The sequence below is a fragment of the Phenylobacterium sp. genome, assembly GCF_030693625.1.
GTDB lineage: Bacteria > Pseudomonadota > Alphaproteobacteria > Caulobacterales > Caulobacteraceae > Phenylobacterium > Phenylobacterium ferrooxidans.
The window spans coordinates 25,233-38,563 of the sequence record NZ_JAUYAF010000058.1; the positions used below are offsets into that span (position 1 = coordinate 25,233).

The following is a 13,331-nucleotide window of genomic DNA, read 5'->3' on the forward strand; positions in this document are numbered from 1 at the left end:
GAGGTTCGTGGTTCAATATCTTGATAGCTCCGCGGTCCGATCGTCTAAGGCCTTCGCCGGGTCAGAAACTCTTTGGCATGCCGAGCACGTGGGTGCCCACGTGGCTCAGGATCAGGTTCGTGGAAATCGGCGCCACCTGGTAGAGCCGCGTCTCGCGGAACTTGCGCTCGATGTCGTACTCCTCGGCGAAGCCGAAGCCGCCGTGGGTCTGCAGGCAGGTGTCGGCGGCGAACCAGGAGGCCTCGGAGGCGACAAGCTTCGCCATATTGGCCTCGGTCCCGCAGGGCTCGCTGGCGTCGAACATCATCGCGGCCTTGTCCACCATCAGAGAGGCCGCGGTCATCTGGACGTAGGCCCGGGCGATGGGGAACTGCACCCCCTGGTTCTGGCCGATGGGCCGTCCGAACACCTCCCGCTCGGTAGCATAGGCGCTGGCCCGGTCGATGAAGAACTTGGCGTCGCCGATGCACTCGGCAGCGATCAGGATCCGCTCGGCGTTCATGCCGTCCAGAATGTAGCCAAAGCCCTTGCCCTCCTCACCGATCAGGTTGGCGGCGGGCACTTCCAGATTGTCGAAGAACAGCTCGGTGGTGGCGTGGTTCAGCATGGTGCGGACCGGGTTGATGGTCAGGCCGCGCCCGACCGCCTCGCGCATGTCCACCAGCAGGACGCTCATCCCGGCCGTCGGCTTGGCGGCATCTTCCCGCGCGGTGGTCCGGCACAACAGGATCATCAGATCGGAATGCTCGGCGCGGCTGATCCACAGCTTCTGGCCAGTAACGAAATAGCTGTCCCCCTCACGCCGAGCGAAGGTCGAGATGCGGGTGGTGTCGGTGCCCGCGGTGGGCTCGGTCACCCCGAAGGCCTGCAGGCGCAGGTCCCCGCTGGCGATCTTCGGCAGATAGGCCTGCTTCTGCGCCTCGCTCCCGTGCCGCAGCAGGGCGCCCATGGTGTACATCTGGGCGTGACAGGCGCCCCCGTTGCAGCCCGAACGGTGGATCTCCTCCAGCACCGCCGTGGCCGCCGCCAGGCCCAGCCCGGACCCGCCATAGGCCTCGGGGATCAGCACCGACAGGAAGCCGGCCTCCGTCAGGGCCGTCACGAACTCGGTGGGATAGATGCGGTCGCGGTCCAGCGCCCGCCAATAGGCTCCCGGGAACTGGGCGCAGAGGCGGCGCACCGCCTCGCGGATCTCGGGGAAGGTCTCACCCGCTGCTGCGCCCACGAAAAAACCCTCCCTGCGACCAGCCTTGGCTAGCGCATGGAGGGCTCCTTGGAAACGGTGACGCGGCGTCCGGCGAGTGGGATGAGGAAAAGTGGGAACCGGTTTTCCGCCCGCATCCCGCTCCACTCAAACCTGGATCACCCAGGGTGATCTAGACGCCAGGCCGCTTAGCCAACGATGTCTTCGTCCTTGAAGAACTGGGCGATCTCGATCTTGGCGTTGTCGACGGAGTCCGAACCGTGCACCGAGTTCTCGCCGACGTTAAGGGCGAACAGCTTGCGGATGGTGCCCTCGGCGGCTTGCTCGGGATTGGTGGCGCCCATGACTTCGCGATAGCGGGCCATGGCATTGTCGCCTTCCAGGACCTGCACGACCACGGGGGCCGAGGTCATGGTCTCCACGAGTTCGCCGTAGAAGGGACGCTCGGCGTGCACTTCGTAGAACTTCTTGGCTTGGGCTTCGGTCATCTGGATCCGGCGCTGGGCGACGATGCGCAGGCCCGCGTCTTCGATCACCGCGTTGATCTTGCCGGTCAGGTTCCGCTTGGTGGCGTCCGGCTTGATGATCGAGAAGGTGCGTTCAGTCATGGTCTTTGGCTTGTTCTTTGTATTCGGGGCGCGGCCGTCCGCGCCGAAGGGTGCGGGCTTATAGCCGCCGGAGGTGACAGCGCCAAGGCAGGTTACGCGCGACTGCGGCGCCGACCTCTGTTATGGAGCCCGCGTCATCGAGAGACGGGCTCCTAGTCAACGCCGCGAGCGACGACATCTGCGGCGGCCGCACGGCGACGCTTTTCTCTCATCCTGCTTTGTAAGTTCGACTCCCATGCTTCAGATCCACGAACTCGTCTTTGACTCCTGGGGCCGTCGCTTCTTCGACGACGCCACCATCAGCCTGCCCGTGGGCTCAAAGGTCGGCCTGGTGGGCCGCAACGGCGTGGGCAAGTCGACCCTGTTCAAGCTGATCCTGGGTCAGCTTCACCAGGGTTCAGGCGAGATCGGCTATCCGAAGGCCGCCCGCATCGCCTCGGTGGACCAGGAGCACCCGGCCACCCCGGTGACCCTGATGGACACCGTGCTGGCCGCCGACGTCGAACGCGAGACCCTGATGGCCTCGCTGGACACCGCCGAGCCCGAGCACCTGGGCGAGATCTACGCCCGGCTCAGCGACATCGGGGCTGACCGCGCCCCCAGCCGGGCGGCGGAAATCCTGTCCGGCCTGGGCTTCTCCCACGCCGACCTGGCCCGCCCGATGGCGGAGTTCTCAGGCGGCTGGCGGATGCGCGTGGCCCTAGCCGCGGCCCTGTTCGCCGAACCCGACCTGCTGCTGCTGGACGAACCCACCAACTATCTCGACCTGGAAGGCGCGCTCTGGCTTGAGGCGCGGCTGAAGAAATATCCCAACAGCGCCATCATCATCAGCCACGACCGCGAGATCCTGAACAATTCGGTGGACCACATCCTCCACCTGCATTCGGGTAAGCTCGACCTGTATCCGGGCAACTACGACAACTTCGAAACCCAACGCGCCGAGCGCGCCCGCCTGCTGGAATCCAACAAGTCCAAGATCGACGCCCAGCGCGCCCACCTGCAGGCCTTCGTCGACCGCTTCCGGGCCACCGCATCCAAGGCCACCCAGGCCCAGTCCCGCCTGAAGCAGCTGGCCAAGCTGCCGCCGGTCTCGGTCGTCGCGGCCGAGCGCACCGCCCCCTTCATCCTGCCCTCCCCCGAGCGCCCCGTGCCGCCGCCCCTGATCCGCCTGGAAGGCGCCTCGGCGGGCTATGACGGCTCTCCGATCCTGCGCAACATGGACCTGCGGCTCGACTTGGACGACCGGATTGGCCTGTTGGGCGTCAACGGCGCCGGCAAGTCCACCTTCGCCAAGCTGATCGCCGGCGCCCTGCCGGTCATGCACGGTGACCTGCGCCGCGACCGCCGCCTGAAGGTGGGCTGGTTCCACCAGCATCAGATCGAGGCGCTCGACCCCTCCGACACCCCGCTGGAGATCATCCGCCGGGCCATGCCCGAGGCCAGCGACGCGGCGCGCCGCTCGCGCCTGGCCCAGTTCGGCATGGGCGTGCAGAAGGTCGAGACCACGGTCGCCAACCTGTCGGGCGGCGAACGGGCCCGCCTGCTGTTGAACATGGTGGCCATGGAGGCTCCTCACCTCCTGATCCTCGATGAGCCCACCAACCACCTGGACATCGACAGCCGCCGCGCCCTGCTGGACGCGCTGAACGAATATGCCGGGGCGGTCATCCTGATCACCCACGACCGCTCGCTGATGGAGCTGGTGGCCGACCGTCTGTGGCTGGCCGCCGACGGCACCATCGCGCCCTTCAACGGCGACATGGACGACTACGCCAAGCTGGTGATCGACCGCGCCCGCCAGGCCGCCAAAGGTCCGTCGCAGGTTCCGCAGGCCGCAGCGCCCCCGCCGGCCAAGGCCGCCCCCAAGGCCAAGGTCCCCACCGGCACTGCACGCCGCCGCGCCGAGCAGGCCGAAGCCGCGCTGGGCCGCGCCACCGCGGCCGTCGCCGACCTCGACAAGGCTCTCACCGATCCCACGGTCTTCACCAAGGATCCCGGCAAGGCCGCCCGCCTGGGCGCCGACCGCGCCAAGGCCCAGGCCGCCCTCGACGCGGCCGAGCAGGAGTGGATGGCGGCCGTGGAGGCCTACGAGGCGTTGAAGGCCGACGCCTGAGGCCGCTCGCGAGTTCGGCAACCGGACGGGAAGCCCGAGCGTCAACGGAAACTGCGCGGTTAGGGTTTACATCCGCTCACCTTCTTTATTGTCCCTATCGCAAGGGGGCCTGCCCATAACTGGCTGATAGTTCGAAGCTATTAGCACCAGAGGCGGGGCATGCGGCTCGTTACAATCGGCAGTCTTGGCGCCTCGGTCGCCCTTGGCCTCGGCGCCATCATCGTGGCCCGCGTCGCCTTGCCGGACACCGGAAAGGTGCAGGCGGCGCAGGTTGTCGTCTCCCCCATGGCCAACGCGGTTTCGGTGGTCGTGGCGTCCCGCGACATCGCCTATGGCGAACGCCTGGAGGCCGGTCACCTGAAGCTGATCCGCATCCCCAAGGACGGCGCCCCGGTTAACGCCTTCGGGTCCGTGGCCCAGGTCCTGGCGCAGGATCACGGGGGCGCCCCGGTCGCCCTGACCCTGATCGCGGCCCGCGAGCCCCTGCTGCCGGCCAAGCTATCCGGACCGGGGGCCCGCCCCTCGGTGGCCGCCGAGCTGGAACCTGGCATGCGCGCCTACGCCATCGGCGTGAACGACATCTCCGGCGTCGGCGGCCACGCCCTGCCCGGCGACCGCGTGGACGTGGTGATGATGCGCAACCTGACCCCCAACGGCCCGAACAAGGTGCTGACCTCCCAGCTGGTGGTCCAGAACGTCCGCGTCCTCGGGGTTGATCTCAACGCCGACCCCACCTCCACAAAGGCCGAGAAGCCCTCGACCACGACCCTGGAGGTCAGCGTCAAGGACGCCCAGAAGCTCGCCATGGCCGCAGAGCTGGGCTCCCTCTCGCTCGCGCTGCGCCCGCTCGGCGCCTCGGATGTCGAACCCGTGGCCGAGCTCTCGGCGGCGGCGGCGCCCCGCGCCCGGGCCCCTGCCCGCCGCGCCTCGGCGTCCGGCGCCGCCTCGGGCGGCCGCATCACCATCGTCGAAGGCGAGAATTCCGCCCCGGCCGCCAGCCCCAAGCCCGCGGCCTAAGGACACCACAGCCATGCTCCGATCCCCCCTCATCGGCGCCCTCGCCGGCGCCCTGGTTCTCGGCGCCGCCTTGCCCGTCGCGGCCGAACAGTTCTCCAGCGAGGCCGCCCGGTCTCGCGTCATCAGCGTGCCGCGCAACAAGTCGGCCTCCTTCCGGCTGGACAGCCCCGCGAGCAAGATCGTGGTGGCCCAGCCCGAGACCGCCCAGATCGTCGCCACCACCGACCGCAGCTTCTATGTGCGCGGCAAGGCCCTGGGCTCCACCAACCTGCTGATCTACGGCGCGGGCGGCGCCCTGCAGGAGGTGGTGGACGTCCGGGTCGGCTACGACGCCGAAGCCTTGCAGGAAGACCTAACTGCCGCCCTCCCCGGCGAGATGATCCAGGTCCGCAATCTCGGCGAAGGCCTGCTGCTGGCGGGCGACGTCTCCACCACCGCCGCGGCGGCCAAGGCAAAGGGCCTGGCGGAGAAGTTCGCGCCTGGCTCGGTCACTTCGGCCCTGACCGTGCGGGCCTCCCAGCAGGTGATCCTGGAGGTCCGGGTCCTGGAGGCCAGCCGCTCCTCGCTGAAGGACATCGGCTTCAACATCAACGCCAGCAACGGCTCCACCTTCGCCCTGCAGACCGGCACGGGCCTGATCGGCAACACCGCGCCCCAGGGCGGCCTGTCACTCCGGGGCTCGATCGGCAGCGCCACCATTGACGTGGTCCTGCGCGCGCTGGAGGAGAAAGGCGTCATCCGCACCCTCGCCAAGCCGAATCTGGTGGCGCTGTCTGGCGAAAAGGCCAGCTTCCTGGCCGGCGGCGAATTCCCCTTCCCGGTCCCCAACGGCCGCGACAGCGTCACTATCGAGTTCCGCCCCTTCGGCGTGACCTTGGACTTCCAGCCCACCGTGCAGGACAACGGCCTGATCCGGCTGCAGGTGGCCCCGGAGGTCAGCCAGCTCGACAGCCGCACGCCCCTGAAGCTGAACGGCATCGAGATCCCCAGCCTGGTGGTCCGCCGCGCCAACACCACCGTGGAGCTGCGCTCAGGCGAGAGCTTCGCGATCGCAGGCCTGTTCCAGCAGGACTACTCCAACGCCGTGCGCCAGCTGCCTGGGGTCGGCGACGTCCCGGTCCTGGGCAGCCTGTTCCGCTCCTCGCGCTGGAAGAAGGCCGAGACCGAGCTGGTGATCATCGTCACCCCACGCATGGCCGGCGAGGAGGACTATCGCGCCACCTCAACCATCATGGCCGGCAATGAGGCCACCGCCATCGACCTGATCCTCAATGGCCTAGCCCTCGACAAGCCCCTGGCCAAGGTCGAGGGCTCGGCCAAGACCGGGGCGCCCACATGAGCAACTGGAGCCTTCTGGGCCGCCGGGTCCTGGCGATCGGCGACAGCCTCGCCCCCCTGGCGCGCGGCCCCCTGTTCGGCGCGGCCATGGAAGTCGCGGGCCTCAACCGTCTCTCCGACCTTCGCCCCGGGATGACCGACCTCATCCTGATCGACGCCGACAACGCCGAGCCGGCAGCCCTGGCGGCCGCGGTGGGGACCCTGTCTCAGGTCGTCGACCTGCCGCCGACCCTCTTCCTCGGCGGACACCTGCCGGCCGGCCTGGTGCGCGCCCTGATGCGCCTGCCCCACGCCGACGTGGTGGAGACCCCCTTCACCCACGAACAGTTGCAGAACGCCATCTACGCCCTGCTCGACCAGGCCGCCGCCCAGGCGCCGAGCGCCCAGGGGCACCACTCCCGGTGCTGGTCGGTGATGGGTGCGGTCGGCGGCGCCGGCGCCACCATGGCCGCCATCGAGATCGCCAGCGCGCTCGCGGCCAGGTCCTCTCGCGCAAACAGCGTCTGCCTCATCGACCTGCACCTGGCCGACGGCGCCTGCGCCCCCTATCTCGGCGCCACGCCCTCCATGGGCCTGGCCGAGTTCGGTCCCGCCGCCGAGCGCATGGACGCCGCCCTGCTGGCCGCCTTCGCCACCCCGGTCGGCAAGGGCCTGGACCTGCTGGCCTGCCCCCGTGATCCCACCGCCTTCAACGCCATCTCCCGCGAAGCTGTCCTGCGCATCCTGGAAATCGCCTGCGAAGCCTACGACCACGTGGTCCTCGACATGCCCCGGCACCGCCATTCCTGGACCCTGGACGCCCTGGCCGGCTCCGACGAGGTGGTCGTGGTCTCCGAGCTGACCGTTCCGGCGCTGCTGGCCGCCCGCGCTCTGTCCGACGAGGTGGAGGCCGCCGCGGGTCTGCGCCCCCGCATCGTGCTCAACCGGCTCGCCAACCGCATGTTCGGCCCCGCCCCCTCCACCGCCGAAGCCGAGAAGGCTCTGCAACGTAAGGCCGATGGCGCCATCGCGTCCGACTGGGACGCCGCGGCGGCCTCGGTGAACCTCGGCGGCGCCATCAGCCAGCACCGGCCCAAGTCGAAGATCGTTCGCGATATCGCGTCCCTGGTGGACCGTATGCTTGCCGACCGCGGCCGCCGCGCGCCCCAGCCGGTTCCCGCCGCCACCTCCTCGCGAGCCGCCTGATGGGACGCTTCAGCCCCGCCAAGCCCCTCGCCTTGGAAGTCATCGAGACGCAAGAGCCAGGGCCCGCGCCGGAACGCGCCCCGCCACCGCCCGCCGCCAGCGCGATGGCCGAGAGCCAGATGCTCGACATCAAGCTCAAGTTGCACGCTCAACTGATTGAAGAGCTTGATCTATCCAAGCTTGAATCGGTTGGCGAGAAGGAACTACGCCGCCAGGTGATGGTGCTGGTGGGCGACTTCGCCCGCGCCGAGCGCCTGGTGCTCAACACCGCCGAACTCGAGGACCTGGGTTCCTCAGTCTATGACGAGATGATGGGTCTGGGCCCCCTTGAGCCCCTGCTCAAGGATGACAGCATCAATGACATCCTGATCAACGGACCCTTCCAGGTCTATGTCGAGCGCCGCGGCGAGCTGGAGCCCACGGCCGTCCGCTTCCGCGACAACGATCACCTGCTGCGCATCGTCAACCGCATCGTCGCCGGAGTCGGCCGCCGCATCGATGAGAGCCAGCCCATGGTCGACGCCCGCCTGCCCGACGGCAGCCGGGTCAACGCCGCCATCGCCCCCATCGCCATCGACGGGGCCTGCGTCTCGATCCGCAAGTTCTCCAAGAAGCCCTACACCCTGGAAAAGCTGGTGGACGTGGGCGCCATGCCCCAGTGCGTCGCCGACTTCCTGCACGGCGCCATCAAGGCTCGGGTCTCCACCGTGATCTCCGGCGGCACCGGCTCAGGCAAGACCACCCTGCTCAACGCGCTCTCGGCGGCCATCAGCCACAAGGAGCGGCTGATCACCATCGAGGACGCCGCCGAGCTCCAGATGCAGCAGCCGCACATCGTGCGCCTGGAGACCAGGCCCCCCAATATCGAGGGCAAGGGCGAGATCCGTCAGCGGGAGCTGGTGAAGAACGCCCTGCGCATGCGCCCCGACCGGGTGATCCTGGGCGAAGTCCGGGGCGAGGAAGCCTTCGACATGCTCCAGGCCATGAACACCGGCCATGAGGGCTCCATGGCCACCATCCACGCCAATACCCCCCGCGACGCCATCACCCGCCTGGAGCAGATGGTGGCCATGTCGGGGATGAAGCTGTCGCCTGAGGCGGTGCGCGGCCAGATCGCCTCGGCGGTGGGCCTGATCATCCAGATCATGCGTCTCTCGGACGGCAAGCGGAAGCTGATGAGCGTCACCGAGATCACTGGCATGGAAGGCCAGGTGGTGCAGATGCAGGAGATCTTCTTCTTCAACCGCCTGCACACCACCGCTGACGGCGTGGTGCACGGCGAATTCCGCGCCAGCGGCCTGCGGGCCCGCTGCCTGGACGAGATGACCCGTCGCGGCATCGCCTATGACACCGCCAACTTCGACCCGTCGCGGGTGCTGGGTTGATGGGGTTCGACGCCAAGAGCGCCTATCTGGTCCTGGTCTTCGCGACCGTCTTCGCCGCCGGCCAGGCCTGTTTCGGCCTGCTGGGAACCGCCAAGGTCAAGCGCAAGGTCAATCAGCGCCTGAAGGTCTCCGAGCGTATCGGCGGCATCCAGGAACTGGTGGTGGAGTTGCGCAAGCAACGCGGGCTCACCGCCGCAGGCGACCTGCGAGCCGGGGTGAAGTGGCTAGCCGAGCTGATCGTCCGGTCCGGCGTGCCCTATGACCCCAGGAAGTGGCTGATGGCGGTGATCGCTGCGGCGGTCGCAGGCGCCGTCCTCCTGGCCTTCTTCACCCACAGCCTGCTGATGGCGCCGGTGGGCGCGATCGTGTTCGGCGGCGCGGGGCCCATCTTCTTCCTGAGGTTCATGGCCGGCCGCCGGTCCAAGGCCCTGGGTCACCAGCTGCCCCAGGGCCTGGAGATCATTGTCCGCAGCCTTGAGGCCGGCCATCCGGTCCCCACCGCCATCCAGCTGGTGGGCCGCGAGATGGCTGATCCCATCGGCTCGGAGTTCGGCATGGCCGCCGACGAGATCGCCTATGGCGCCACCCTCGAACAGGCCATCGGCCGGATGTCCCAGCGCTGCCAGCACCCCGATGTCGACCTGTTCGCCGCCACCGTGCGGCTGCAGGAACGGGCCGGCGGCAACCTGACCGGCCTGCTGAAGCTCAACGCCGCCACCGTGCGCGAGCGCCACCGCATGCGCCTGAAGATCAAGGCCGCTTCGGCCGAGGGGCGCATCTCGGCCCTCATCCTCACCGCCGCCCCCTTCATCGCCGGCGGCGCCATCCACCTGATGTCGCCCGACTTCTATGGCGAGGTCCTGGGGGAGCCCTTCATCCAGACCGGCCTGATCGCCATGGGCATATGGATCGCCATCGGCAACCTGATCATGCGCCGCATGGTCGATATGCGGATCTAGGCCATGGATTTGCAGACCCTCATCCTCTGGTTCGGCCTGGCCTTGGTCGGCCTCGGCGTGGCCGGCGGCGGCGTGCTGGTCATGGGCGAGCTTCGCGTGCGCGCCCTGCGCAAGGCCCGCTTCCAGGACCCAGCCGGCCCTGCGATCGAGGCGAACCGGGGCGACGTGCGCATCCTGGGCCAGGTCACCGCCAGCGTGCGCCGTCTGGGCCAGCAGGCCGCCGTCCGCGATCCGTCCAAGGTCTCGGACGTCCGCATGCGCCTGGTCCGCGCCGGCTTCTTCGGCCGTGAAGCCGCCATCTACTATCTAGGCGCCCGCGCCGCCGCCTTGGCCGCCGCCACCCTGGGGACCATTGTCCTGCTGCCCTTCGCCCTGAAGCCGGGCCACGGCATGGCCCCGGTGCTGCTGGCCGCGATCCTGGCCCTCATCGCCCTGCTCGGCCCCGACCAGGTCCTCTCCATGCGCCAGAAGGACCGGGAGCGGGAATATGCCGACGGCTTCCCCGACCTGCTGGACCTGCTGGTGGCCTCCGTCGAGGCGGGCCTCTCCCTCGACGCCGCCGTCGGCCGGGTCACCGACGAGCTGGCCCGCCGCTATCCGCGCCTGACCATCCACCTGCGCATGCTGACCCTGGAACTCCGCGCCGGCAAATCTCGCAAGGAGGCCTGGACCGCCTTCGCCGACCGCCTGGGCATCGACGACGCGCGCGCCTTCGCCACCATGCTGCGCCAGGCCGAGGACATGGGCACCAGCCTGGGCGAGACCCTGTCGGTCTTCTCCCAGGACATGCGCCAGAAGCGGATGCTGCGGGCCGAGGAAAAGGCTCTGGCCCTGCCGGTGAAGCTCACCGTCCCCCTGATCCTGTTCATCTTCCCCTGCCTGCTGGGGGTGCTGCTGCTGCCCGCCGCCTTCCGGCTGACCCAGGTCTTCAACTAGGCGCAGGAACCTTGGCCGCCTCGTCCAGCAACCAGTCCCGGAACGCCGAGGCCGCCGGCCGCGCGGGCCCGGGCGGAAGGATCAGGTAGAACTGGGCGGGCGTCCGCACGAAGCCCACCGGCGCCGCCAGCCGCCCCGCCTCGATGTCCGCCGCCACATAGACGAAGGGGCTAAGCCCCACGCCCAGGCCCGCCACCGCCGCCTCCAGCATGTAGAACAGGTGCTCGAACTCCCGGTTCTGCGCCACCTCGGGCAGGGAGAGCCCGGTGTGGCTTTCCCACTCCGACCAGGCCTGCAGGTGGGGCCGGGTGTGCAGTCGCGGCAGGCTGGCGAAGGCCTTTACCCCCGGCGTCGCGCCGGTCAGCTGCGGCGCGGCCACCGGGCCGTGGAAGTTGTCCAGAAAGGCGATGGCCTCCCCGCCGTGGGCCGGCACGTGTTCGGTCAACCTTATGGCGGCGTCATAGCGCTCGCGGGCGAAATCGGCCGGCGCGAAGCTCTCGGTCACCCGCACCCGCAAGCCCGGATGCCGGTCATGGAACGACCCGAGCCGCGGGATCAGCCAGCGCATGGCGAAGGTGCCCAGGCAGGACAGGTGCAGCTCGGTGTCGGCCGCTGACGTCAGGTCCGCCAGGGTCCGCTCAACCCGGTCAAAGGCCCCCGACAGCGACGCCGCCAGCCGCTCGCCGGCGTCGGTCAGCTTCAGCCGGTGCCGCGGCCCTTCGGTGAGCGCCAGGCCCACCGACTCCTCCAGGCTGCGGATCTGCCGGCTGATCGCACCGTGGGTGACGCACAGCTCGTCGGCCGCCGTGGTCATCTTGCCCAGCCGCGCGAACGCCTCGAAGGCGCGCAGGGCGGTCAGGGGCGGAAGCGAACGTCGTGTCATCGCCGGCTCTGTGATCTCAGCTCACAAGAATAGCACCGTTATATCGTTTGTTGCGATGCATCAATTTCTCCCATCCTGGCGCGAGGTCACCGACCGAGGGACAGGCTGATGAGCGACACCGCCACATTCGATTGGACCCCGGCGCCCCCCGCCCCTTTCCGACCGGCCATGCCTGAGCGCCCCGAGGACTGGCTGCCGGTGTGGCGGATCTTCGTGGACAGGGAGGCTCAGAACGCTCTCAACGGCTGGCCGAAACAGGCCTTCGACGACCACTACAAGGCCCGCAAGGTCCTCACCCTGAACTACCACTTCATCAGCGACCCGGCCGCCATCCAGCACGTCCTGATGGACAAGCTCGGCAATTATCAGAAGCCACCGCTGGTCAATAAGATGCTCAGCGTCGCCCTGGGCCAGGGGCTGCTCACCACCGACGGGGAGGCCTGGCGCGAGCAGAGGCGGATGATGGCCCCAGTCTTCACCCCGCACATGGTCACCGAGTTCACCCCGACCTTCGTCGCCATCGCCCAACAGACCGGCGACCGCTGGGCCACCGGCGACAGTGACGTCATCGACGTGGCGGCCGAAAGCCTGCGCACCACCTTCGACATCATCAACGCCACCCTCTTCTCGTCGGCCGCCGGCTTCACGGCGCAGGAGGCGTCCGGCCACATGGCTGCGGTGATGAAGGCCCTGACTCAGTACCGCATCGGCCCGATCGTCGGCATGCCCTGGCTCGACCAGAACCCCGTCCAGTGGCGCGGCGCGGCGGGCCGGCGCTTCATCATCGACCGGCTGGCGGCGTTCATCGCCCGGCGGCAGGCCGACCCAGTCCCGCCCCAGGACTTCATGACCCGGGTGATCGACGCCTTCAGCGCCACCCATCCGCCCAAGGAGGCCGCCAGGCTGGCCCTCGATAACGCCGTCACCTTCCTGGGGGCCGGCCACGAGACCACCGCCAACGCCCTGACCTGGGCCCTCTACCTGCTCAGTCGCGACCGTCAGGCCCAGGAATGGGCCGGCGAGGAGGCGCGCGCCGCCTGGGACGCCGGGGGAACCCCCGAGGAGGTCCTGGCCCGCCTGCCCTATCTGAAGATGGTCTGGGAGGAGACCCTGCGCCTCTACCCGCCGGCCGTGCGCATCGACCGCGAGGCCCTGGTCGACGATGAACTCTGCGGCCACCGGGTGCGCAAGGGCGACCAGATTTCGATCTGGCCCTGGATCGTCCACCGCCACCGCCGGCTATGGAACGACCCCGACGCCTTCAATCCGGAGAACTTCCACCCGGAGGCCAAGGCCGCGCACCACCGCTTCCAGTACATCCCCTTCGGCGCCGGCCCGCGGATCTGCATCGGAGCGGCCTTCGCCCAGGCCGAGGGCCTGCTGGTGCTCTCCCACTGGCTGGCTCGCTTCCGCTTCCGCCCCGTCGCCGGCCACACCGTCGAACCGACCGGCGACATCGCAATCCGCCCGAAGGGCGGCCTGCCGCTGATCGTGGAGCGGGTGTAGCTCTCCGTCATCCCGGCCGCAGCGAAGCGGAGAGCCGGGACCCAGGGGCGGAGCGCTCGGCCCCTGGGTCCCGGCTCGGCCTGACGGCCGTCCGGGATGACGTGGAAATGGGATCACCTCCCGCTAGATATCCGCCCTGAAACAACAAACTCCGCTGTTCTCCGGGTTTGGTCCTAGTCCTTTCCGCCGCTGGCGCG

General features: G+C 69.0%; 11 protein-coding genes. 8 read left to right on the top strand and 3 right to left on the bottom strand.

Annotation, left to right across the window (positions count from 1 at the left end):
- Positions 1-61 precede the first annotated feature (61 nt).
- A complete protein-coding gene (locus tag Q8N10_RS11820; protein ID WP_304783347.1) occupies positions 62-1,225 on the bottom strand; it encodes an acyl-CoA dehydrogenase family protein in 1,164 nt (387 codons plus the stop codon).
- Between the two features lie 167 nt (positions 1,226-1,392).
- The gene (ndk, locus tag Q8N10_RS11825) at positions 1,393-1,812 is read right to left on the bottom strand and encodes a nucleoside-diphosphate kinase (protein ID WP_304783349.1); all 420 of its coding nucleotides are present in this window, start codon (positions 1,810-1,812) and stop codon (positions 1,393-1,395) included.
- A gap of 235 nt (positions 1,813-2,047) precedes the next feature.
- Here ndk and Q8N10_RS11830 point away from each other — a divergent pair, with 235 nt between their 5' ends.
- The 7 genes from Q8N10_RS11830 (at position 2,048) to Q8N10_RS11860 (ending at position 10,745) form a co-directional block, all read left to right on the top strand.
- Positions 2,048-3,925: an ABC-F family ATP-binding cassette domain-containing protein gene (locus Q8N10_RS11830; protein ID WP_304783352.1), complete on the top strand. Its 1,878-nt coding sequence runs from the start codon at positions 2,048-2,050 to the stop codon at positions 3,923-3,925.
- Between the two features lie 159 nt (positions 3,926-4,084).
- Positions 4,085-4,942, top strand: a complete 858-nt coding sequence (gene cpaB / locus Q8N10_RS11835) for a Flp pilus assembly protein CpaB (protein WP_304783355.1) — start codon at positions 4,085-4,087, stop codon at positions 4,940-4,942.
- Between the two features lie 13 nt (positions 4,943-4,955).
- Positions 4,956-6,281, top strand: a complete 1,326-nt coding sequence (locus Q8N10_RS11840; RefSeq protein WP_304783359.1) for a type II and III secretion system protein family protein — start codon at positions 4,956-4,958, stop codon at positions 6,279-6,281.
- Complete coding sequence (locus tag Q8N10_RS11845; RefSeq protein ID WP_304783362.1) at positions 6,278-7,465, top strand: hypothetical protein; 1,188 nt, start codon at positions 6,278-6,280, stop codon at positions 7,463-7,465. The genes Q8N10_RS11840 and Q8N10_RS11845 overlap by 4 nt, the downstream gene beginning before the upstream one ends.
- Positions 7,465-8,850, top strand: a complete 1,386-nt coding sequence (locus Q8N10_RS11850; RefSeq protein ID WP_304783365.1) for a CpaF family protein — start codon at positions 7,465-7,467, stop codon at positions 8,848-8,850. The genes Q8N10_RS11845 and Q8N10_RS11850 overlap by 1 nt, the downstream gene beginning before the upstream one ends.
- On the top strand, positions 8,850-9,809 hold the full coding sequence (locus Q8N10_RS11855; RefSeq protein WP_304783368.1) for a type II secretion system F family protein: 960 nt from the start codon (positions 8,850-8,852) through the stop codon (positions 9,807-9,809). Before Q8N10_RS11850 ends, Q8N10_RS11855 begins: the two co-directional genes overlap by 1 nt.
- A gap of 3 nt (positions 9,810-9,812) precedes the next feature.
- Positions 9,813-10,745 (top strand): type II secretion system F family protein, encoded by a 933-nt coding sequence (locus Q8N10_RS11860; RefSeq protein WP_304783371.1) that lies wholly within the window; start codon positions 9,813-9,815, stop codon positions 10,743-10,745.
- Here the strand turns inward: Q8N10_RS11860 and Q8N10_RS11865 are convergent.
- Positions 10,738-11,628: a LysR substrate-binding domain-containing protein gene (locus tag Q8N10_RS11865; protein WP_304783374.1), complete on the bottom strand. Its 891-nt coding sequence runs from the start codon at positions 11,626-11,628 to the stop codon at positions 10,738-10,740. The genes Q8N10_RS11860 and Q8N10_RS11865 overlap by 8 nt on opposite strands.
- Before the next feature lie 108 nt (positions 11,629-11,736).
- Between Q8N10_RS11865 and Q8N10_RS11870 the strand changes: the two genes are divergently transcribed.
- Positions 11,737-13,134 carry a cytochrome P450 gene (locus Q8N10_RS11870; protein WP_304783377.1) on the top strand — a complete coding sequence of 466 codons (1,398 nt, stop codon included), beginning with the start codon at positions 11,737-11,739 and terminating at the stop codon, positions 13,132-13,134.
- The last annotated feature ends 197 nt before the right edge of the window (positions 13,135-13,331 follow it).